14 protein-coding genes are annotated in these 21660 nt (G+C 58.4%); 7 read left to right on the top strand and 7 right to left on the bottom strand.

Annotated features, from left to right (window positions below; translation table 11 throughout):
• Positions 1 to 35 precede the first annotated feature (35 nt).
• Positions 36 to 866, bottom strand: coding sequence for a sensor histidine kinase (locus PSR62_RS09935; RefSeq protein WP_274407611.1), 831 nt, complete (start codon positions 864 to 866; stop codon positions 36 to 38).
• Positions 867 to 1130: 264 nt separating this feature from the next.
• On the opposite strand from PSR62_RS09935, the gene PSR62_RS09930 reads away from it, so the two are divergent.
• Both PSR62_RS09930 and PSR62_RS09925 read left to right on the top strand, forming a co-directional pair.
• The gene (locus tag PSR62_RS09930; protein WP_274407610.1) at positions 1131 to 2405 is read left to right on the top strand and encodes an LL-diaminopimelate aminotransferase; all 1275 of its coding nucleotides are present in this window, start codon (positions 1131 to 1133) and stop codon (positions 2403 to 2405) included.
• Positions 2393 to 3607 (top strand): chorismate synthase, encoded by a 1215-nt coding sequence (locus tag PSR62_RS09925; RefSeq protein ID WP_274407609.1) that lies wholly within the window; start codon positions 2393 to 2395, stop codon positions 3605 to 3607. Before PSR62_RS09930 ends, PSR62_RS09925 begins: the two co-directional genes overlap by 13 nt.
• Before the next feature lie 54 nt (positions 3608 to 3661).
• On the opposite strand, the gene PSR62_RS09920 is transcribed toward PSR62_RS09925, so the two are convergent.
• Positions 3662 to 5350, bottom strand: a complete 1689-nt coding sequence (locus tag PSR62_RS09920) for an RNA polymerase sigma factor RpoD/SigA (protein WP_274407608.1) — start codon at positions 5348 to 5350, stop codon at positions 3662 to 3664.
• 493 nt (positions 5351 to 5843) lie between these two features.
• Between PSR62_RS09920 and PSR62_RS09915 the strand changes: the two genes are divergently transcribed.
• Positions 5844 to 9086: a glutamate-ammonia-ligase adenylyltransferase gene (locus tag PSR62_RS09915; RefSeq protein WP_274407607.1), complete on the top strand. Its 3243-nt coding sequence runs from the start codon at positions 5844 to 5846 to the stop codon at positions 9084 to 9086.
• Positions 9087 to 9244: 158 nt separating this feature from the next.
• Here PSR62_RS09915 and PSR62_RS09910 read toward each other — a convergent pair whose 3' ends face one another.
• Positions 9245 to 12070 (bottom strand): protein kinase domain-containing protein, encoded by a 2826-nt coding sequence (locus tag PSR62_RS09910; RefSeq protein WP_274407606.1) that lies wholly within the window; start codon positions 12068 to 12070, stop codon positions 9245 to 9247.
• A 235-nt stretch (positions 12071 to 12305) separates the two neighbouring features.
• Between PSR62_RS09910 and hemC the strand changes: the two genes are divergently transcribed.
• Positions 12306 to 13295: a hydroxymethylbilane synthase gene (gene hemC, locus PSR62_RS09905; RefSeq protein ID WP_274408199.1), complete on the top strand. Its 990-nt coding sequence runs from the start codon at positions 12306 to 12308 to the stop codon at positions 13293 to 13295.
• Between the two features lie 57 nt (positions 13296 to 13352).
• On the top strand, positions 13353 to 14672 hold the full coding sequence (gene hemL / locus PSR62_RS09900) for a glutamate-1-semialdehyde 2,1-aminomutase (RefSeq protein ID WP_274407605.1): 1320 nt from the start codon (positions 13353 to 13355) through the stop codon (positions 14670 to 14672).
• A 54-nt stretch (positions 14673 to 14726) separates the two neighbouring features.
• On the opposite strand, the gene PSR62_RS09895 is transcribed toward hemL, so the two are convergent.
• Positions 14727 to 15215: a hypothetical protein gene (locus PSR62_RS09895; protein WP_274407604.1), complete on the bottom strand. Its 489-nt coding sequence runs from the start codon at positions 15213 to 15215 to the stop codon at positions 14727 to 14729.
• Positions 15212 to 15532: a flagellar biosynthesis anti-sigma factor FlgM gene (locus tag PSR62_RS09890; protein ID WP_047816772.1), complete on the bottom strand. Its 321-nt coding sequence runs from the start codon at positions 15530 to 15532 to the stop codon at positions 15212 to 15214. The genes PSR62_RS09895 and PSR62_RS09890 overlap by 4 nt, the downstream gene beginning before the upstream one ends.
• Positions 15533 to 16742: 1210 nt before the next feature.
• Here PSR62_RS09890 and PSR62_RS09885 point away from each other — a divergent pair.
• Together PSR62_RS09885 and PSR62_RS09880 are read left to right on the top strand one after the other, a co-directional pair.
• Positions 16743 to 17534, top strand: a complete 792-nt coding sequence (locus tag PSR62_RS09885; RefSeq protein WP_274407603.1) for a sugar phosphate nucleotidyltransferase — start codon at positions 16743 to 16745, stop codon at positions 17532 to 17534.
• Positions 17527 to 18477, top strand: a complete 951-nt coding sequence (locus tag PSR62_RS09880) for a ribose-phosphate diphosphokinase (protein ID WP_047816770.1) — start codon at positions 17527 to 17529, stop codon at positions 18475 to 18477. The genes PSR62_RS09885 and PSR62_RS09880 overlap by 8 nt, the downstream gene beginning before the upstream one ends.
• A 23-nt stretch (positions 18478 to 18500) precedes the next feature.
• Here PSR62_RS09880 and PSR62_RS09875 read toward each other — a convergent pair whose 3' ends face one another.
• Both PSR62_RS09875 and PSR62_RS09870 read right to left on the bottom strand, forming a co-directional pair.
• Positions 18501 to 19976 (bottom strand): tyrosine-protein kinase family protein, encoded by a 1476-nt coding sequence (locus PSR62_RS09875; RefSeq protein ID WP_443217384.1) that lies wholly within the window; start codon positions 19974 to 19976, stop codon positions 18501 to 18503.
• 13 nt (positions 19977 to 19989) lie between these two features.
• Entirely contained in the window at positions 19990 to 21513 is a 1524-nt protein-coding gene (locus PSR62_RS09870; RefSeq protein ID WP_274407601.1) for a hypothetical protein, read from the bottom strand.
• Positions 21514 to 21660: the final 147 nt, after the last annotated feature.

The following is a 21660-nucleotide window of genomic DNA, read 5'->3' as shown; positions in this document are numbered from 1 at the left end:
CAAGCCCAGCAGCCAAGCCCAGCTCAGGGGGAAGGTCACCCCAACCGTGCAGGGACGGGAAATTGCAAACTGAATTTGGTCCCGCGGCCGGTTTCACTTTGAACCGAAATCCGTGCCCCGTGAGCTTCGATGATTTTCCGAGCGGTCGGCAATCCCAACCCGGAGCCACCGTCTTTGGTGCTGTAGAAAGGTTCAAACATATGCAGCACCGTGTTGTCGTCGACACCGGATCCGGTGTCGATCAAATCCAGGTTCACACCACCGCGAGTGCTGTAGGTGCGAGCCCAGAGCTGTCCGCCATCGGGCATCGCTTCCAACGCGTTCTTCACCAGATTCATGAGCGCCGACTGCAGGGCATCACTGTGCAGGCGAATGGATGGCAGATCGGGATCCAGATACCGCTGCAACTCCACGCCCTGGGAATCCGCCTGAGCCTGGTAGGCATCGAGGACTTGTTGAATTTGGTCGTTCAGGCTGCCGGGGACCAAATCGATGTGCCGCAACCGTGCAAATCGCAAGAAATCTCGCAGCAGTCCTTCCATGCGTTCGCATTGGTTGCGAACCATATCGACTCGATTTTGGCAGCGACGACTCGAGGGAGAATCGATCTCCATCAGATCTTCGCTGAGCAAATCGATGTTCATGTGAATGATGGAAAGCGGGTTTTTGATCTCGTGAGCCAGCGACCCGGCGAGTTCCGCCAGTTCTTCATAGTGGCCACGTGCCTCAAGCATTTCCGCTTCGTGCCGGGCTTGCTCGCGAGAACGATCGCTGCGAGACGAACTGTCACGTGCACCGCCCGCTTTGCCAGAAGAATCTTCCGGAGGCAGTGTGTCGTCGTGACTGGAAAAAATCGGCTCGGACATGAAAGAACACGGGACAAAGGGCGGGCAACGGTTCGGCCCCATCTCTCCGGAGGGCTCAGCAACCATCAATTGTATCGCTCAAACGCCCCGCTGCCGATTGCCGAACCCCTGATTTCCCCCGGGGAAGGAACGAATCGCGGAGCATCCATGAGGGACACTCCCGCGGCCGTTGGGGGCAACTGACGACCTCGACGAACGCGTGTTTCGAGGCTAAAACATTCGATTCGCTCATTTCTTTTCCCGAACGATCTCGATGGGTCGCAAATGTCCTCCGCTGCCGCTGCTTCCGAAACCGCTCCGAACTCTGACCCGTACATTCAATCGCTGTTTGCCGAACGAATTGGCGGAGCGAACTACGGCAAGAGCACCGAGATTTACAAGTTCGAAAAGATCAAACGCGCCAAACGAAAAGCCTTGGCGGATCACCCCGAACGGCAATTGCTGGACTTCGGGATCGGCGAAAACGACTCCATGGCCGACGCGTCGATTCGCGAAGTGATGGGTCGCGAGATCAACCAAGTCGAAAATCGTGGCTACGCCGACAATGGTGTCGCCGAATACAAGGAAGCCGCCGCTCGATTCATGCAGCGTCAATTTGGCGTGAAGCTGGATCCTGAAACGCAAATCAACCACTGCATCGGCAGCAAACCGGCTTACGCGATGTTGCCCGCCTGCTTCATCAACCCAGGCGATATCACGATGATGACCGTGCCGGGCTATCCCGTCGCGGGCACTCACACACGTTACTACGGTGGTGACGTTTACCGGTTGCCGTTGTTGGCCGAGAACAATTTCTTGCCCGATTTGGACGCGATCCCTGACGATGTGTTCCGTCGCACCAAGTTGATGATTCTCAACTACCCCAACTCGCCCACCGGCGGAACGGCACCGAAGTCCTTCTTCGAAGATGTGATCGCACTGGCGAAGGAAAAAGAGTTCGTGGTCGTCAACGATGCTGCCCACATCATGCTGACCTTCGACGGCAAACCATCCAGCTTCCTCGAAGTCCCTGGTGCCTTGGACGTCGGTGTCGAAGTTCACTCGATGAGCAAGGGTTACGACATGATCGGATGGCGAATGGGATTCGTCGCCGGTCACCCACTGGTGGTCAAAGCGTTCTCGGACGTCAAAGACAACAGCGACAGCGGTCAATTCATCGCCACGCAGAAAGCTGCTGCAGCGGCACTCGATGACGACTCGATTCCAGAACGCATCCGCACGAAGTACCGCCGGCGAATGGAAAAGCTGGTCAAAGTCCTGCGTGACTGTGGCTTCGAAGCGGAAATGCCAGGCGGCACGTACTTCCTGTACACCAAGTCCCCCTCGGGAACAGCCAGCGGCGAAACCTTTGCCGCTGCGGAAGACGCGACGCGGTTCCTGATTGAAGAAAACGGCATCGTCACCGTGCCCTGGGACGACGCCGGTTCGTTCCTTCGTTTCAGCGTGACTTACATCGCCGAAGACGAAGCCGCCGAAGACGCCTTGATGGCCGAAACGGCTGCCCGGTTGAACGGAGCCGGATTGCAATGGAAATCCTAGGCGGTCCCCATTTCGCGGTCGCGGGCGCAGGCGAAAGCCACGGCCCTGCGGTCACCACGATCATTCATGGGTGCCCTCCTGGGGTTCGCATCCGTCGACTCGATGTGCAACCGTTCCTCGATCGCCGTCGCCCCGGCGGCAACAAACACGGCACGCCCCGCAACGAAAAGGACAAAGTCGTCTTCCTGTCGGGGCTGTACCAGGATGACATGGATGCGCTGCTGACCGGATCGAAATTGTCCGTCGAGGTGGACAACCAATCGTTTGCCACCGAAGGCTACGAAGACGGCTTCACCACCGGGGAACCGATTGCGGCGATCGTGTTGTCGACCAGCAAAAAATCTGGCGACTACACCCAGTTCAGTGGCCCCACCGGGGAAGTCCGACCGGGCCACACCGACCTGGTGAAATTCCACCAATCCCAAGGCTTCGTCGACGTTCGCGGTGGCGGGCGTTCGAGCTATCGATCCACCATCACCGATGTCATCGGCGGCAGCGTGGCCCGCCTCATCCTACGGGAATACTTTGGGACCCGGTTTGTGTCTTCGATTTGCCAAGTCGGTTCACTGAAGGCCAGTCGTCGTTTGGCGGACTCTCTGACGATTGAAAACGTGGACGAGATCGAAAAGACGCTCGGCGAAGCTGAGATCGCTTCGATCGATCCGGCCTTCGCAACCGAAGCCGGCGAGCTGATCAAGGAAACTCGCAAACGAGGCGATTCCCTGGGTGCGGCGGTCGAAGTGGTCGCCGTTGGCGTTCCGCCCCTGCTGGGTCAACCGCTGTATCAAAGCCTGAAGGTTCGCTTGATGGGAGCCCTCGGCGGACTCAACGCGGTGCAGTCCTGCGAGATTGGATCGGGTGCCGATGTGATTCCACGAACCGGCAGCGAAAACAACGATCCGATTCGCAGCAAAGGCTATCAATCCAACACCCACGGTGGATTGCTCGGTGGCATCACAACGGGCAATCCCCTGGTCGCGCGAGTTGGCTTCAAACCCACTTCGACGATCAACCTGCCACAAGATTCCATCAACAAGCAGTTCGATGAAATTGATTTTGAGTTGGCCAAAGGCCGGCACGATCCATGCGTTGGCGTGCGCGCCGGCGTGACGTTGGAATCACGCATGGCGATTGAACTGCTCAACTCCGTGTTGGCCTATCAAGCCACCGCTCACTGCGGTGACTCGATCAAGCTTTTTTGAGCGAGCGAGTGTTGCTCGCTCGGTCGAAACCGAGCGATCCATGCACCTGCGATCTCAGATCGCTTCACTGCCTTCGAACAACGAGACCTCAGCCCCGTCCAAGAAGCTGACCAGTGACTTGGCTCGGTAAGGTTGCTGCAATTTACGAACAGCCTTGCTCTCAATTTGACGAACACGTTCGCGGGTGACCTGGAAGATCCGCCCGACTTCTTCCAACGTGTAGGTGTAACCGTCGGCCAAACCGTATCGCAAACGAAGAATCTCGCGTTCGCGGTAGTTCAGTGTTTCCATCGCCAAGTCAATCTGATGCTTCAGAGCTTCGCGGTTGGTTTCCACCAACGGATCGTCGTTGCGATGATCTTGCAGGAATTCGCCAAAGACACTGTCGTCGTGATCGCCAACCGGCTGATCCAAGGACAAGGGCTGGCGACTCATTTTCAGAATCACGCGAGTGTCATCGAGTGACAAACCACTGCGGCTGGAAACTTCTTCCGCGGTGGGTTCTCGACCGTGTTCTTGGACCAAATCACGAGTGATTTGGCGAATTTTGTTCATCGTATCGATCATGTGCACGGGCACACGAATCGTGCGGCTTTGATCCGCGATCGCTCGCGTGATCGCCTGACGAATCCACCATGTTGCGTAGGTGCTGAATTTGTAACCCCGAGCGTGCTCGAATTTGTCGACCGCCCGCATCAAACCCGTGTTGCCTTCTTGGATCAGATCCAGGAATGACAACCCTCGGTTGCGATACTTTTTCGCGATCGAAACCACCAACCGCAAGTTGCCCGCTGAGAGAACCCGTTTGGCGGCGTCGTAGTCATCGCGATAGGTGTCGCATCGTTCAACACGGCGAGAAAGCGTGCGAGGTGTTTCGTAGGTCAATCGCATCAGGCTGCGAAGCTCGGATCGCAACTCATCGCCCGACGGCATGCCAGGCATGGTTGATCGATGAGCGTCCGCCAAGATGGCTCTGATCTCTTGCATCCGTTCGCAACTGCGGCGCAGCTTTTCAAAGATGGGCTGCAGCTTGTTGGTTCGCAGGTTCATTTCCTCGACCAACCGAACCGCCTTGTTGCGGCGAATGACGAGGTTCCGCCAAGCCGCACGACGACGACGCATCGGCAGCGATGAATTGATCGCAACCATGTAGTCGCCGCGGTTTTGATGCAGCAAGTAATCCAGCGTGCGGGTGTTCGGAACGATCCGTTTCATGATCGCTTTTTTCTCTGCCGCGTTGGTCACGCTGACTTCGATGGTGCGATCCAGACGCAATTGCTTGTCACGGACCTGTTGCAGCAACTTCAGTGCGGCTTGCAACATGAAATCGGTTGCCATCATGCAGTGACGGTAGCGTTCCCGAGTGGCTTCGATCTGCTGAGCCGCGGCGACCTCCTGGTCTCGCGTCAACAATGGGATTTGCCCCATTTGCATCAGATACATACGCACCGGGTCTTCGGTGGGATCGGTCGGAAACTCGTCACGACGAGAAACCACGTCTTCGTCGCCCGCCGCACCGGTTTCGATTTCCTCGGAGATCGAATCCGAGAACTCCTGCCCCATCGTGCGTGATCGGCGATTGACCGAATCCTCGGCATCAAAGGCGTCGTCCTGCAAGCTACGGCGGCTGAGCTTCTTTCCCATCAAGGTCTCCTCGACACCCGAAACATTATCAACACGATTGGGTGAGTGAGACCAAGCACCGGCGGTGCCAGTCGCCTCTTGGGGCAACACATAAATCATAGCAAACCGTTGTCGCAGAAGGAGTTAGGCGGAATAACCGCCTGCGGGATGAATGAGTTTGCGACGTGGCGTGTGGGTTCCAGACATCACCCACGTTGCGTTCCCGCAACACTCGGTGAACAACCACCACACACCTCAACACCGTGATTATTTGATGCACGACGTTCCCCCGCCTCGCATATAAAAACGTAGGTCACGTCTGAGTGATGTCACGCAAGATTTGAATTTCGTTGTCATCATTTTGGCTCAACCGATGGATCTCCCAATCCGGCCCGCGGGGGCAACTCCCCCCCGACCAGACGCCTCCGCCCTGCCGAGCTGGTTTGGTGAATCAGGCGTCCCACCGTCCGCTACAACGATTCCCACCCAACGTCTAAACTCGCTTGTGGCGTTGCAAACAAGTGCGTGATCGCAAAAGCGGTTCAACCAATAAGACGCAGCTCAACGACGCGAAGTTCCGTGGAGGTTCCTCGAATGCGACTGGATGGATTGGATGAGTGACTGGGCCGACTACGCGCCGCTGAGCCCCGAACATGTCGCCGATCCGTCGCGTGTCCACCAATCGCTGGCTGCGATCGCAGACAGCGGCGTCTCCGAGGACCTGCTGCAACTGCTTTGGGCGGGGCTGGTTGAACACCTGCACCTGACGGATGACCCCGACGAATCCATCGATCGCCTGAGCCAGTTCATCGGCGTCTCGCGCAGCCCGATGGCTCTGCTGGCGTTGTTTGAACGCGATCCGATGATGCTGCCTGCGTTGCTGCAGGTCCTCAGCACCAGCCCAGCGATCGCGAAATTGCTGATCAATGACCCGGAAAGCTTCGACCTGATTCGAGCCAGCGACGGTTCCCCGGCGCAGCGATCGGTGTTGATCGACGAATTGTCCGGGGAAATGGAAACGATTCAGTCCAATCGCCGAGCCGCGTTCGCGATCCGGCGATTTGCAAGCCGTGAAATTCTGCGAATTGCCTACGGCGAGTTTGTTCGTGGTCTGCCGCCGGACAAGGTTCAATCTCAAATCAGCTTTGTCACCGACGCGATCATGGAGGCTGCACTGGCGTTCGCGGTCACGTCCGTGTCGGCCAAACGACCCACCCCGCAACGCATCGACGGAAGCCAACCGAGATTCTCGATCATCGCCTTGGGCAACTACGGTGGTCAAGAAATTGGCTACGAGTCGCAACTGGATCTGTTGCTGCTGTGCGACCAGATTGACCGCAAAAACGCCAGCCACATCGACTTCCATCAACAGGTGGCACGCAGCCTGGTCGAGCTGTTGCAATCCAACGGCAGCCAAGTCATCCCGTTCTCGTTGCGATTCGACCATCAACCAACGCAGAACGAATTGATGTTATCCGACACCCAGCGTTTGGGGGTTCAGTCCACTCGCTCGCAATCGTCGTTGGGGCGTCAGCCGACCAGCAGTTCCGGAGCCGACATCGACTTCTTCGGCGTCAACGAAGCCGCGACGCACTACGAACGGAACGGGCGTACCTGGCAACGCCTCGCATTCGTCAAGGCACGTCACGCGGCGGGCGACGACGCGTTGTCCCAATCCTTCCTGAAGCGAATCGAACCCTGGGTGTATCACCACCTGCTGACTCGCAGCGAGATCGCTGACATCCGAGTGCTGCGGCGAAAGCTGGAAAAACGCGCTCTCGCGACCACCTCCACCGATGGCACACCGATCGCAGATGTCCCCGGCGGCCGGCGCGACATCGAACTGACCATCCAGTTCTTGCAACTGCTTCACGGAGGCGACTTGCCTGATGTCCGAGTGACTGGAACGCTTCCCGCCATCACAGAGCTTTCGCGACACGGGTGCCTGACCTCCCAAGAGGCCACCATTCTGTCGACCAACCACGCGAAATTGTGCCGCTTGGAACACCTGTTGGCGGTGTTATTTGATCACCGAATCTCACACTTGCCCGACGAAGTCGATGTTCGCGCTCGGCTCGCATGGCGACTGGGAGTTCGCACCGAGTCCGCGGATGCCGCTGCCATTCATCTCAAAGGTGACGCGGCACGTTTTGAAGAGATGCTGCAAGAGACGTTTGATGTCAATCGAAAGATCATCAACCACTTGATGGTTGACGAAGTGCCCCCGAGCGAATCTCCCGTCTCGGACGGAAAATCAGGTTCCGACGACGACAGTGAATCCAGTGCGTTGCACGATTTGGCGGTGATCACGGAACTGATCCTGGACCCGGATCCGGACGTGGACATGTTCCACCAAACCATCGCTCAGTATCGTTTCAGCAACGTCCCGCAAGCGATCTCCAATGTGCTTGCGCTCAGCCAAGAAACGGTCTCGTTTCTTTCCCCGCGGCGATGCCGTCACTTCTTCGCTGCGGTGGCCCCGCGCGTCTTGCAAGAAATTGCGGCCTCTCCCGATCCAGATTCCACGCTGGCTCGGCTGGTCGCGATGACGGATTCGATCGGTGCCAAAGCAACCCTGTGGGAATTACTGCGGACCAACGATGCGACGCTACGTCTCACGGTCTCGATGTGCTCCCTGGCTCCCTACCTGACCAACATCCTGATCGATCATCCGGGCATGATTGACGAATTGATCGATTCATTGGTGATGGATCGCCTTCCCACCACCGAGCGCTTGGATGCACAGACCATCCGTTTGTGCGATGGCGTGGACGAGATCATTGATGTGCTACGAAATGTCAAAGCAAGCGCTCATTTGATGATCGGCGTCCGTGATCTGCTGGGGAAAGAATCCATCGATTCGATCAGCCAGTCGTTGACCGACACAGCGGAAGCCTGCCTGCGTCGCGTGATGGATCAGGAACACGAGCGGCTCGCTCAACGGTACGGCGATCCCGTCGATTCAAACGGCGAACCATCCGAGTTGGTCGCTGTCGCTCTGGGACGTTTTGCTGGCGGCGAAATGAACTATCACAGCGACTTGGACGTGACGTTCGTGTACACCGCGGAGGGCGAAACCCAACGTCGTGTTGGCGGTCCCAAATCGACACTTTCCAACCGTCAATTCTTCAATCAGTTGGCGGGCAACATTCTTCGGCGGATGGACCAATCCAACGAGGGCCGCTTGTACGAACTGGACTTGCCCTTCGCTGGCGGCGCGGATGAGTCGGTCTTGGCGATGTCACGCGACCAATTCCTGAAACCGTTTCGTCTGCGAACCGCTTCGCTTTGGCAATCCGTCACGCTCTGCAAGGCTCGTCCAATCTCGGGTTCCCGGGAAGCCCGCGAATCGATTGACCAGTTGCTTCACCGGATCATCCGCAGCATCAACTGGCGTGACAGCATGAACGGGGAACTGCGTGATTGGCGGGAAAACAACGAATCCACCGCAGGGCCCAACAACCTCAAACGCGGCGCCGGGGGACTGGTGGACATCGAACTGATTGCTGCAGCGGGCGTCCTCCGAGAATCGCATGACAGCGACTTTCCGCTCCACGCCAACACCGTTGGATGCTTGGAAGAACTTGCTCGCCGGAAGTGCTACGCCGAGGACGATGTCCAAACACTGGCTCGCAACGGCCGTTTACTACGAAGCATCGAAGGCAAACTTCGATTGCTCAACACCGTGGCTCGACATGAGCTACCAAACGGCTTTGAGGATGAAGAACCTCCGCTGGAACTCCAACAACTGGCGATCCTGACGGGAACCGAAACACCTCAAGAATTGCGAAGGCAATGCGAAGCGATCCGCCAAGAAAACCGTGACCTGCTCAATCGGTTGGTGCCGAAAACCTAGCGTGAAGCAATGAGGGGTGATGATGTGAGCCATTGGGCGTTCGCCTCGGTTCCACCACGACAGAAGCGAGGCGAACGCCAAAACGGCGAACCAGACCACGAAGCTGTGACGCAGCGTTCGCCAGCGATCTCATCAGCAGGATCCACCTCGCGAAAAGGTCAGAGTGTCGCTTCAATCCATTCACGCCAATCTTGCCACTGCAATTCGTCCATGCTGGACGCCGGCAACGAGGGCAGCATCACGGTTCGTCCCAAATCGGGACGTTCCAGGTGAACCGACAGCAACCCGTTGATGTCCAACTCGAACCCAAGCCGTCGCATGGGGTTCACCTCGTCGGGAGCCACCTCGATGGTATGCCGACCAAGAGTCTGCCAGGTCTCGCCGTTCTTCCCAGAGGATTCCACCAATGACAAAGTCATCTGGTTGTCACGTGCGGTGCCGTTGAGCTGACGATTGGTTCGAGCTGGTGTGGGCGTTCCTCTTGGAATGATCGGCAAAATTCGCCGCTTGCCATCACGATCAGCGACAACGAACCCGATGGAATGCCCCGCCACACCTTTGGCAGGCGGTTCGGAACACAACTGACCTGGCAATTCGGACGCCACACAGGCTGCGGCACCGTGGGCCGCATCGACTTGATCGTAAAAAGCGATCGCCGCATTGGGAGCCCCTTTCGTCAGCACACGATCGCGAATCGCGGGCAAACGCAACAAGGGCCCGATCGCCAAACAATGCCTCAGGTCAGAGGGCAGCACACCCGCTCGCTGGCAAACCAGTTGGATGCTCTCTTCAATCGACGACATCAAATCTTCGCACTGGGTCAACCACTCATCACGAGTCAGTTCCACTGTGTCGATGTGGTTTTGGTGAGCGATTTCCACCCGTGTTTCTGGCATCAACAACAACTGGTTCATCGCTCGCTCACCAGCCATCTGAATGCGCGTGACGTGAATCAATTCCTGACGGTTGGCTGGCAACCCTTGAATCCGTTGCGGATCGCATGGCAACCGCGATGAAATCATCTCGACCAATCGTCGGGACCAAGCCATCGTGCCGTGGCACCAATGTCCCGAGGTCGCGATTTGTCGAATCTGGCCGCCGTAGACCTGCAGAACCGAAACGTCCAACGACTGCCCTGTCAGACCGACATACAGGATCGGCGCCGACGACTGCGAATCGATTGGCGGCAACGGTTCTTCCGCATGACTGCTGCGAGCTGGAGTTGTCATCGCGAAGCGTGTCACCGCGATGCTGCGTTCGATCAAACGCACCGCCGGCAAACCCGCCAATTGTGCGGCTTGATAGATCGCGCGACGATGCAATTGGTCATAACTCGAAGGGACCGTGATCGCGACGGCATCGGGCCAGCGTGCATGCCGTTTCCAACTCGTCCCCAAAGCCATCGGCGAGGATGAATCGCCATCGGGTGAACCGAGCGTGTCCAGTTGGCTCAATGTGTTGCCAAGCAAATGCCGCATGCACAACCCCATCGTGACTTCGGGTGGACACATCCGCCCACCGATCCGCCGCATCATGTCATCGCGACCAAAGTACATCATCTGGCAATGAGCCACCCGCTGCGGGTGCCGCTCACGACGTTCGTACGCACTGTCACCAAACAGAATCGTCGACAACCCCGTGTCACGGTCCGTCTTTTCCGCGACAGCGATTCGGCACAGCGGACGGGGGCCTTGTGATGACATCCCCGGCCACCCCGACAACATGGATCCATCGGATTGAGTGATCGCGGTCGCAGCGTGGGTCATCCCGAGTTCAATGCCAATGACACTGAGCAAACCGCGTCGTGTGGATTCCCCACCCACGGTGGTGTGGTCTTCGCCGGTTTCGCGCCGTGCAAAATCCAGCACCCAGGCTGGGGTCGAACGGTCGTTGTCGTAAGGCGACATCGCACGCGCGACTTCGTCCATCGAGCCATACCGTTCCGCAGGATCCTTGGCCAGCATGCGACGCACGATGTCCGCCAGCTTCAGATCCACGTCGTTTCGAAGCGTCATCAGGTCCGGCACTTCACCGTGGCGATGACCGTACACCTGTTCGACCAAATCACCCGTGAAGGGTGGATGCCCCATCAACAGATAGAACAGCGTCGCGCCCAGCGAATACTGGTCGCTGCGTGAATCGGCCGAGTTGGCGTCCTCGAGTTGTTCCGGTGAGATGAACGACAACGTCCCCAGCAGAGGTCGGTTCTTCGCTTCCGTGGTCGCGGAGTTGAGAGAGCCGTCATCCTCCGGCAGATCCAATTCCCGCGGCTTGATGTCACGAGGCGAGGGATACCAATCAGCCGAAAATCGAGCCAATCCGAGATCCAGCAACTTGATCGTCCCATCGTGGGCTCGCATCAAGTTGCCGGGTTTGACGTCGCGGTGCACGATGCCGGCGGCGTGAGCGTGATGCAGCGCGAAAGCTGCTTGCCGGATTGCGGAGGCGGCATCACCGATCGACATTGGGCCTTGATCGTTCACCCATTGCGAAAGTGTCCGCCCATCGACGTACTCCATCGCCATGTAGTGAATGCCATCGGCTTCTCCCGCATCAAAGGCGGTGACGATGTTCGGGTGCATCAACCGGGAAGCAGCCCGAACCTCTTCGTAGAACCGATTGACGGATTCCACGCGATCGAGCCAACGAGTCGGCAAGATTTTGAGTGCGACAACGCGTCCCATCGACCGGTGCTCGGCCAGGAACACTTCGCCCATGCCGCCTCGCCCGATGGGGCGTCCCACTTTGTAGACCCCCACAATCTCGGGGATGGACCGATGGAACGCTTCGACTTCAAATCCAACCTCGGAATGCGTTTGGTCCCGAGTCAATTCGCCCATCGATTCTGCTGCGGATGCGTCCATCAGATCCGCCCACGAACTGGCCTCGTCCCCACCGGACTCCTTGGAGTTTTCGGTGTGACGTCGCGTGTCCCGGCCGGCGGCATCGCCGAACAGTTCAGGTTCGTCAGAAGAATTGGACAATGGCAGACGGAGGATGGGAGAGGGAGAGCGTGCGAGAACACAACCGAAGTCCCTTCCTGACCGAGTCGCACTCGGTTCCGGAACTGGCGCCCTCGGCCTACACTCTTGTTTAATAGCGTAACGACGCAGCGGAAGATTATCCGCCATGATTTTCGCATTTTCGGCCCCTCCGTCCACCCTTCCCAACGAATAAACCGCACCTGTGGCCCCGACTTCCTCCTCCGACGCCCCCCGTCTGCGAATCGCCACCCGAGAAAGCCCATTGGCCATGTGGCAGGCTGAACATGTCGCTGAATCCTTGAAAAACCGAGGATTTCAGACGGTCATTGTGCCCTTGGTCAGCAAAGGCGACACCGACATGCGTCCGATCGACGGCACCCGCCAGGTCGGCCTGTTCACCAAACGGATCCAACAGGCGCTGGTTGATGACGAAGCCGATGTGGCGGTCCACTCCCTCAAAGATTTGCCCACGGAACCGGACAATCGGTTCGCATTGGCAGCGGTTCCCCCCCGAGAATCTGTCTTGGACGCGTTGGTCTTTGCCGACAACAGCCCGCACTGGGATGCCTCGTCCAGTTCATCGGCCACCGGCTCACCGCTGGCCTGTTTGCCGCAAGGATCTCGAGTCGGAACGGGCAGCACACGACGATTGGCACAGCTGAAACAACTCCGTCCCGACCTGGACGTCCTGCCCATTCGCGGCAACGTGCAGACTCGGTTGGCAAAGCTCAACGCCGGCGAATTTGACGCGATCGTGCTGGCCCACGCTGGAATCCTGCGTCTGGAAATGACCCGCCTGCCTCACCAATTGTTCCCACTCGACGAGATGCTGCCCGCCCCCGGACAAGGCGCTTTGGGGATCGAGGTTCGCAGTGACCATCCCGATGCACTGCGGGCAGTGTCCCGTTTGAATGACGCCGCTGCACGCTTGGCCGCGACTGCAGAACGCAAAGTCCTTTCCGAACTTCATGGCGGGTGCTTGGCCCCGATCGCCTGCCACGCCCACCTGGACAGTTCCGATCAAGGCACCGAGCTTTGCCTGAATGCGATCGTGATGTCAGCCGATGGCAATGAACGATTGCAAGAACAGGCCCGCGTCGCAGTCACTCCCGACGACGCCGACTTGGAGGTCGCCGCTGCTCATCAACTGGGCACGTTGGTTGCCGATCGACTTCGAGCAAACGGTGCGGACCATTTGATTCGTACGGTTCGCGACGACTCCTGATTCCAGGCTGCCACCATCAGCCGCCACCCTCTCTTCGTTTCACCTCCCCCATCGATCATGAACTCACCTGCGAATTCAGCTGCCGCTCGTCCCACCGCTGGCCCCCAAAGCGTGGCTGCCTTTGAACGCGCCTCCGCGCTGATGCCCGGCGGAGTCAACTCACCCGCACGCGCGTTTGGTGCCGTCGGTGGCACGCCGTTGTTCATCGAACGAGCCGAAGGCCCCTACCTGTTCGACCTCGATGGCAATCGCTACCTCGACTACATCGGTTCCTGGGGGCCCATGATTTTAGGGCACGCGCATCCGGAGGTCATCGGCGCGATCACCGCGGCAGCATCCAAAGGCACCAGCTACGGCGCGCCGACCGAGGCCGAATCCCAACTGGCTGAGCAGATCATCGAAGCGGTTCCCAGCATTGAAAAGGTTCGCTTGGTGAACAGCGGAACGGAAGCCACCATGAGCGCGCTCCGTGTGGCTCGAGGTGCAACAGGGCGCAAGAAAGTCATCAAGTTCGCCGGCAACTATCACGGCCACGTCGATGCGTTGCTGGTTGCCGCCGGAAGCGCCGCGGCAACGTTGGGTGCCCCGGATTCTCCCGGCGTGACCCCCGGTGCGGTCGAAGACACACTCGTTCTGTCCTACAACGATGTGCCCGGTTTGCAGAACGCTTTCGAACAACATGGTGCCGAAATCGCGGCCTTGATCCTGGAACCTGTGGTGGGAAACATGGGCTGCGTTGTGCCCACAATGGAGTTCTTGAACGCCGCACGCGACCTGACCAAGCAACATGGATCCATCCTGATCTTCGATGAAGTCATGACGGGTTTCCGGGTGTCCTACGGCGGAGCCCAAGAACGGTTTGGAATCACGCCCGACATGACCACGCTGGGGAAAATCGTTGGTGGCGGGATGCCTCTGGGAGCTTACGGCGGCCGAGCCGATATCATGAACCAAGTGCTTCCAGCGGGCAAAGTCTTCCAAGCTGGAACACTCAGCGGAAACCCGGTCGCGGTCGCCGCGGGCTCGGCCACGCTGCGTTTGCTAAAAGAGAATCCTCCCTACGACCAACTGGAGCGATTGGCGACCCGCTTGGCCGCTGGCCTGGACCGCGCCGCCAGTGCCGCGGGCATTGCTCACACGGTTGCCAAAGCCGGGGCAATGCTGACGCTGTTCTTCAACCCCGATCCCGTTCAATGCTGGGATGACGCGGATCGCTGTGACCGAGAAGCATTCGGACGCTACTTCTGGGGAATGATCCAGGAAGGCATCTACCTGCCTTGCAGCCAATTCGAAGCGATGTTCTTCAGCCAACAACACACCGAAGCCATGATCGACGAAACGATCGCCGCCGCGGACAAGGTCTTGAAGTCACTCTGAGAGCGGGCCTGGCGGGCTTCAGCGTCCCTTGCCCTTTGCCCTCGGCATCAACAGCTACCCAGAATTCTGCCCGTCTTGGTAGGCACGCAGGCGGTCGATCAGCACCAGCAATCGATTCGCGGCGGTGGGCAACGCGACTTCACCCAGCTCGGTGAGCGCGGCAGATGGACCGCGAGTCTTCTCGCAGACCTGTTGCATCTCCACTGAGATGCGTCGCGACAAACGTTCTTGGTCTTGGCAGAACCGCAGCCGGGTTTTCCAGCGAGCCACATTCTTGGCTTCTTCGGTAGCTGGCACTCGATCGCCGGAACGCACCGTCGAACGCTTTCGGCTGAGCTGATCTTGCGCGGCGGTCAGCTCCCGTTCGGCCATTCGATTTTGATCGCGCCAGTACGCCACCTGATTGACCGAGAAATGTTCGTCGACACGATTCAGGATCGCGTGAATGGAGTGGCTGGACTGACACATGCGGTCCGCCAATCGCTCGACAGCCTGTCGAAGGGCATCGAGCGAATCCAGGTCTCTGACGTCGCTTTGGGTCACGCCAGTTCATCGAGGAAGCGGTCGAGTGCCGCGTCCATCTTCTCCGGAGTGTCGTAGCTTCCATCGGCGATTTGACGACGGATGTCGGCCACCCGATCAATCCGGATTTCACCGCCGCCGGCAATCGGCGAGGCTGAATCCAATCGATTGACGGAAGTCGCGGCACTGGACAGGTCGAGTTGGTCCACTGGCGCGGCGGTGGTCCTCTGCGTGGCAGCATCTGCCTTCAGACGGTTCGCACCAGCATTGGCAGCTGGCTTGGAAACCGATGAAGCGGCTTGGCTCGTAGAAAGTCGAAATGGACCGTAAATTTGCATCGTGACGTGTGCTCCCGGGAGGAAAGCGGAATTGACAACCGGATCCTATGCCGGACCTTCGTGGCCCATTTGGCATGTCGATCGATCGACAAAAATTTGAAAAGGATTGTGGGTGTGACAACCGATCCGTCTTGAACAAACGCGAATAGCGCATTCGCCAATCAGGGAACTCTCGACTCGGTTATCAGCGTTGCAATCCTTGTCCCAGGAATCAATCCGTCAGAATCGGTGGAGACTTCGCAAGCGCAGGTTTCGAGAACACGTCTGATATCGGCTTCCAAGACCCAGGGCCTGCAGTCCCAATTGAATTCTGAGCAAAAGTTCTGGGCAAAATTCTGTTCCGTCACACTAGCAATCGCGTGAAACCGCCGGCAAGGTCAACGCAGCCAAAAAAATCGGCTTTTGCTGACGAATTGATTCAAGCCCGAAAGATTTCCATCCGAGACATGATCACACCCCTCCCCCTGGGGAGGTCGTGCGGTTTTTAAATGCTGTGTTGCAATGCCTTAAGACCCCCGCCCGTGCAGCGGGAGGGGTCGGAAAGCGAGCGTTGAGCGAGATTTCCGGGGGAGGGCCATACGCGCCGCTTCCCATGCCCGGCCCTCACCCTCGCGTACGCCTGAACGGCGTCGCTCGACCTCTCCCCAAACTTCGTTTCAGGAGAGGTGCAGCAGACGAAAACCCGCTGAAAAGCAGTACCAGAAAACTGCACAACCCCTGGGAGGGTCGAGCGAAGCGAGGGCAGGGTCGAGCATTGGATCCAGCGCGTACCCTCCCCGGCCCGAAGCGGGCCGCACCTCCGGGACGTTCGAAAAACAGATGGTGGCTGGCGTCTGGGTTTCGCCCCGGATGGGGCCGTTATGGGAGTTGGGGGCGTCCCTCGCTCACGCTTCGGGTTGTGATGGGTGGTCTTGGCCGACTCTGACGGGCAAGAGTGCCCATCCTGCATGCGTTGAAACGTCGTTGAGGACGGAGTCGACAAGCCGTCACCATTGACGCTCTGATTGCGGATGCCAATTCGATTCCTGGATTACACCTTCGTGGGGGAGAGGGATCGGGGGTGAAGAGACTCACCTCATGAACAACTCCCACCCCGACAGTTCGGGCAAGGTACCGGCTTGCCCGAAAGGTACCAGCAAGGGACGATGTTGGCCCGCGTCATTCTTCATTCGCCATTCCCATCGTCGCCGACGGTTTTCTCGGACCCCCGATGACTACGAAGACAGACTCCTCAGCTCCCTCAACTGCAAACGCCAACGTCTGCCTCGTTGTGCTGGCCGCAGGCAAGGGAACTCGCATGAACAGCGAACTCCCCAAAGTACTTTGCCCGGTCGTCGATCGGCCCATGATCCACTTCGTTTTGGACGCTGCTGACAAGGCTGGCATCCAAAAGAAGATCGCCGTGGTGGGCTACGAAGCCGACTTGGTCCGCAAGGAACTGAGGACTCGCAACGACGACACATTGTCCTTCGCGGAGCAAACCGAACAACTCGGCACGGGACACGCCGTTCAAATGTGCCTCGATCAATTGGCTGATCACGATGGCCTGACACTGGTCATCGCCGGTGACTCGCCGCTGATCCAACCGTCCAGTTTGATCAAATTGATCGAGCACTTCCAAGCCACTCGTCCCGCGTTGCTGCTTGGCACACTGACCAAAGACGACCCCACGGGGCTCGGCCGCATTGTGCGAGACGACAGCGGACAATTCACCGGCATCGTGGAACACAAAGATGCCACCGACGAACAACGTGCCATTTGTGAAGTGAACATGAGCACGTACCTGTTCAACAACGCCGATTTGCTGGATTCGCTTTCCAAGCTCAGCAACGACAACGCCCAAGGCGAATACTACCTGACGGATTGTGCTCGTCTGCTTCACGAAGCCGGACGTCCCGTCGAAGCCTTGCCCGTTCTGCAGGATTGCGAATCGCTTTCCATCAACAACCCTGAGGAACTTCAATTGGTCGACCAAACAATGCGAGCGATGGGTTATGCGTGAACTGAAAATTTTCAGTGGCCGGGCAAACCATGATCTTGCTGAAAAGCTTTGTCGTCACCTGCACCTGAAGCCCGCTCGCATCACGCTGGGACAATTCCCAGACGGCGAGAACTACTGCAAACTCGATGAAGACGTTCGTGGTCGCGACGTGTTCTTGGTGCAACCGACTTGCCCCCCTGTCAACGACAACTTGATTGAGTTGTTGACGATGATCGATTGCTGCAAACGAGCCAGCGCCGAGCGAATCACCGCGGTCATTCCCTACTTTGGATACGCGCGTCAGGATCGCAAAGACGAAGGCCGGGTGCCGATCACCGCGAAATTGGTCGCCAACCTGATCACGCGGGCGGGTGCTGATCGGGTCCTCACCATGGACCTTCACGCGGCGCAAATCCAAGGCTTCTTCGACGTCCCTGTCGATCACTTGTACGCCGCTCCGGTGATCAATGACCACTTTGTCAGCCGACGATTTTCCGGTGACGAAGTGGTGGTGGTCAGCCCCGATGAAGGCAGCATCAAACGTGCCCTTGGTCACACCAAACGTCTCGGTGGCAGCTTGGCCATCGTCGACAAACGTCGCACCAACGCTTTGGAAGTCCGCCAAAACACGATCATTGGCGGTCCCGTCGAAGGCAAGATCGCGTTGATGTTCGATGACATGATCAGCACCGCCGGTTCCATCTGTGGTGCAGCTCGCTTGGTTCACGAAGCCGGTGCGAAAGAGATCCACATCGCTTGCACTCACGGTGTTCTGTGTGGCCCCGCCATCGAACGACTTCGTGATGCTCCGATCGATTCGATCACCGTGACCGACACGATTCCCGTGACGGGTGAGAAGTTGCTGCCCAACCTGGTGCAACTCTCGGTCGCACCGTTGCTGGCCGAGGCGATCAAGCGGATTCACCACGACCAATCGATCAGCGAACTTTTTCGGGAACGCTGATCAGTCGCGGCGACCAACCCAGGTCACTCCGTGTCCTGGCAGAAGTTTTCGACAATCCCCACGCCGGTCAATCCATTCCGGCGAAGCTCGTCAACGAGTGCCTCCACCTCGGAACCGTTCGTGCGGCTCATGTCACGCACGATCAATGCCGAGTCACAAAGGCTGGCGGTCGACAGGGCTGCCGTGCCGCAATCGATGATCACCAGATCGAAGGATTGCTTGAGTCGTTCGACCACCTGTTCCAACTCGCTTGATGCCGGCGACAACTCGTCTGCACCAGGCAACAAAGGAATCAGGGTCAATGCGTCGGACTCGGATGCCACCGCGACTTCTTCCACGGGAATGCCATCGCGAATTGCATCGATCCAATCCTGATCCAACTCCAAGGCAAAGTCATCGCCCAGCGTGGGGCCATCGATGTCGGCATCGACCAGAGCAACCTTCATTCCGGTGTAAGCGACACTGAGCGCGATGCCCATCGCAACCGTCGAACGACCTTCGCCGGGAAGCACACTGGTCACGGCGATGGAACCGAGTCCGTCGACTTGAGCGTCCACGATGTGTTGCCCCAGTTGATCGGCCAGCGATCCACAGAGGAACAATTCTGACACGGTGTCCGGGATTTCAAGTTCCGACACTTGCCACGCGGCGACAAACGCTCGCTTGGCAACTTCCTTGGGTTCCTCGCTGGGAACCGCAGTTGGCTGGGCTTCTGCAACGGGTGCTGGTTCCGCGATGACCGCGGTTTGCTGCTGCATTGACTCGGCGAGATAGCGTTCCGCTTCACTCATCCGCTGCGTGACCCGAGACGCCACATCGGGCACCCCATGCGATTCCAAATCACGAACGGGTGCACGGGGTGGTTCCGAATCGACGACTGGCGCCGGCGAAGCCGCCATTTCGATGGTGTTGGTTTCGACAATCGGTGACGCATGAATCTTCGCAACGCCCGAAACGATCAGCGGCTCGCCGATTCGTCGAGCGGTGTCATCCACGTCCACTGGACGGTCAATCCGCAAACGAGTCGATTGATCCGCCGTTTCCATCCAAATGGAGGTGGACTCGGTCACAGATGCATCCAACTGCATTCCGGTCACGTCATCGCGACGATCACCCCGCATCGGCTTCAATCGATCCGATGGTCGTTTGATTGCCGACGGTGAATCTTGCAGCAAGTGCGTTTTCGGTGCGGGCACCACGGGTTCCTCCGCCACAGCCGTTTCCACGGCGGTGGTTTCGTCGACCGAGCCGACCGTCTCTCGTTGGCGACGCATGGAGGCGGCACGATCCAGTCGCAACACCGCCTCGTCCAGTCGTCGTGTGACTCGCTCGGATCGCTCCAAACCAGTCAATGATTCTTGGGTGGCGGTGTCGTTCGTCCGCGGTGGAACCACGGCGGAATCGATCGAATCGACCGCCTGCATTTGGGCCACCGTCTTCGAAACGTAACGACGATTCCGGGCGTGCGATTGAATGAAGTTATTGGGTTGATTCATCACGTTTCCCTGTCACTCAGCGGCGCAGATTGGATTCGGGAAAGAAAGACGGGGTGGCGACTCTGGCTTCAGGCTGACCGCCGGAGGACGGGACTTGGTTTCCAACGGAAACCTCCGGCCCATCTCCTGGTAAACCAAACTGGAAATCCGGGGTCAATGGCGATTGGGTGGTCGGGAACGCTTCCGGTGATGCGGATTGCTCCTCATTCACCGAGGCTTGTTCCCCCAATTCCGATGGCATGGGAGGCAGGTAGTCGATCCAATTGGTGATCAATCCAGGCGTCCCTGTTTGCAACGGAGCTGGAACGGCGGGCGACACAGCATTCACTGGTTCGTCCCTGTTCCCTGAAGGAACGCGATCGTTGGCCGGCAGCCCAAGTTCCGAATTCGCTTCTGAAACTGGCGAGGTCAAACCGGGGTTCGAAGGAGTCATGGCGACCTGAGGTTCACGGACAACGGGCGCGAATGATTCGGCAACCGGTTCACTGTGAAAGGGAGCGGAATCGAATGGTGGCACGCCACCCATGCCACGCTGAGTCGCGGAGGATGCCAACTGCGATTCCACCAAACTGGTTCCCTCTGGAACCGATCCGAATTCGCCCGCACGGGTCGGCTGCCCCAATTTTGTTTGACTCATCGAATGAGCGGGTGCGTTCAACCCTGGCATGTCGCCCGCAGGGCCTTCCAAGCCCCCACTGTTCGAACCCCCAAACTTCGAAGCCCCCGCAATCGGGGCCCCCGTCTTGTAGGAGTCCGATTTGGAAGGTGTAGGTTTCGGGGCCAAAGCGGTGGCTTCCGCAGCAGCGACTTTCGTTGCTGAATCGGAGATGGACCGAGATGGTTTACGTTGCGAGGTTTTATTGGTGGATGCCACCGAATCGAAACTGGACTTCGCTTCCAACTTGGATGCGGTTTCGTCAACGGCCGGTTCCTTGGCGCTCAAGACTTCCGAGTTTTGCTGAGCGTTGGGGTGCCGACGCGGAGCGAACACCGCCCAGCACGCAATCAGTGCCAGCAACGCCAGCAGAGTGTTGCGAGAGCCAGCCAGGGCCAGGGCCCGATTGCCCAATGATTCCGAGGTTGCTTTCCAGGACCCGTCGCGGCCGGTTTCGGCGGAAGCCGATGCCTTGTTCGTGTCCGCGGACGCGTGCCGTGGCGGCGAGCTTGGTTGAGTCGCAGCGAACGATTCGACTGGCTTCACGGCAGCCACCACCGGTTCTTCAACGGCAACCGTCGGCGGCAGAACAGGCGAAGCCACGGGCGCAGCTGCGGGTGCCAAATCGGGAAGCCTCGTGACGCTGGCATGATTGACAGTGTCGGGCGTCGTTTGCGTCGCCGCATCCAGCAAATCTTGCATCACCGGAGAAGTGGATTCGTCATGCTCAACGGACGGCAAATCCTCCTCGGCGCAGCCCTCGCCTGCATCCGTTGGCGGATGCAGATCGGGCAATCGCAGCAGGGTCGGCGCAATTTTTTCGAACTCCGCGCGTGACGGGCTGGAACGACGGCTTGGATCAGTGTTTTTGGACGCGGTTGTCATGCGTACTTCTCTCGTTTTGGAACGTGAGTGGTCGACGGAAACATCCTCCACGTACAGGACTCTCCAGGCGCAACATCTCCCCCTCCACGGATCGACAACAAACGGAAACGATCTTGAGGGAAATCCGGAATAGCGAAACTTTGCGGG

This window comes from Rhodopirellula sp. P2 (assembly GCF_028768465.1).
GTDB lineage: Bacteria > Planctomycetota > Planctomycetia > Pirellulales > Pirellulaceae > Rhodopirellula.
The sequence above is the reverse complement of the archived record's forward strand: the minus strand, read 5'-3'. Positions and strand labels throughout refer to the sequence as shown.

Coding starts and splice junctions, on each gene's coding strand:
- PSR62_RS09935 (WP_274407611.1), bottom strand. CDS start 866: ATGTCCGAGCCGATTTTTTCCAGTCACGACGACACACTGCCTCCGGAA.
- PSR62_RS09930 (WP_274407610.1), top strand. CDS start 1,131: ATGTCCTCCGCTGCCGCTGCTTCCGAAACCGCTCCGAACTCTGACCCG.
- PSR62_RS09925 (WP_274407609.1), top strand. CDS start 2,393: ATGGAAATCCTAGGCGGTCCCCATTTCGCGGTCGCGGGCGCAGGCGAA.
- PSR62_RS09920 (WP_274407608.1), bottom strand. CDS start 5,350: ATGATTTATGTGTTGCCCCAAGAGGCGACTGGCACCGCCGGTGCTTGG.
- PSR62_RS09915 (WP_274407607.1), top strand. CDS start 5,844: ATGAGTGACTGGGCCGACTACGCGCCGCTGAGCCCCGAACATGTCGCC.
- hemL (WP_274407605.1), top strand. CDS start 13,353: ATGAACTCACCTGCGAATTCAGCTGCCGCTCGTCCCACCGCTGGCCCC.
- PSR62_RS09890 (WP_047816772.1), bottom strand. CDS start 15,532: ATGCAAATTTACGGTCCATTTCGACTTTCTACGAGCCAAGCCGCTTCA.
- PSR62_RS09885 (WP_274407603.1), top strand. CDS start 16,743: ATGACTACGAAGACAGACTCCTCAGCTCCCTCAACTGCAAACGCCAAC.
- PSR62_RS09880 (WP_047816770.1), top strand. CDS start 17,527: ATGCGTGAACTGAAAATTTTCAGTGGCCGGGCAAACCATGATCTTGCT.
- PSR62_RS09870 (WP_274407601.1), bottom strand. CDS start 21,513: ATGACAACCGCGTCCAAAAACACTGATCCAAGCCGTCGTTCCAGCCCG.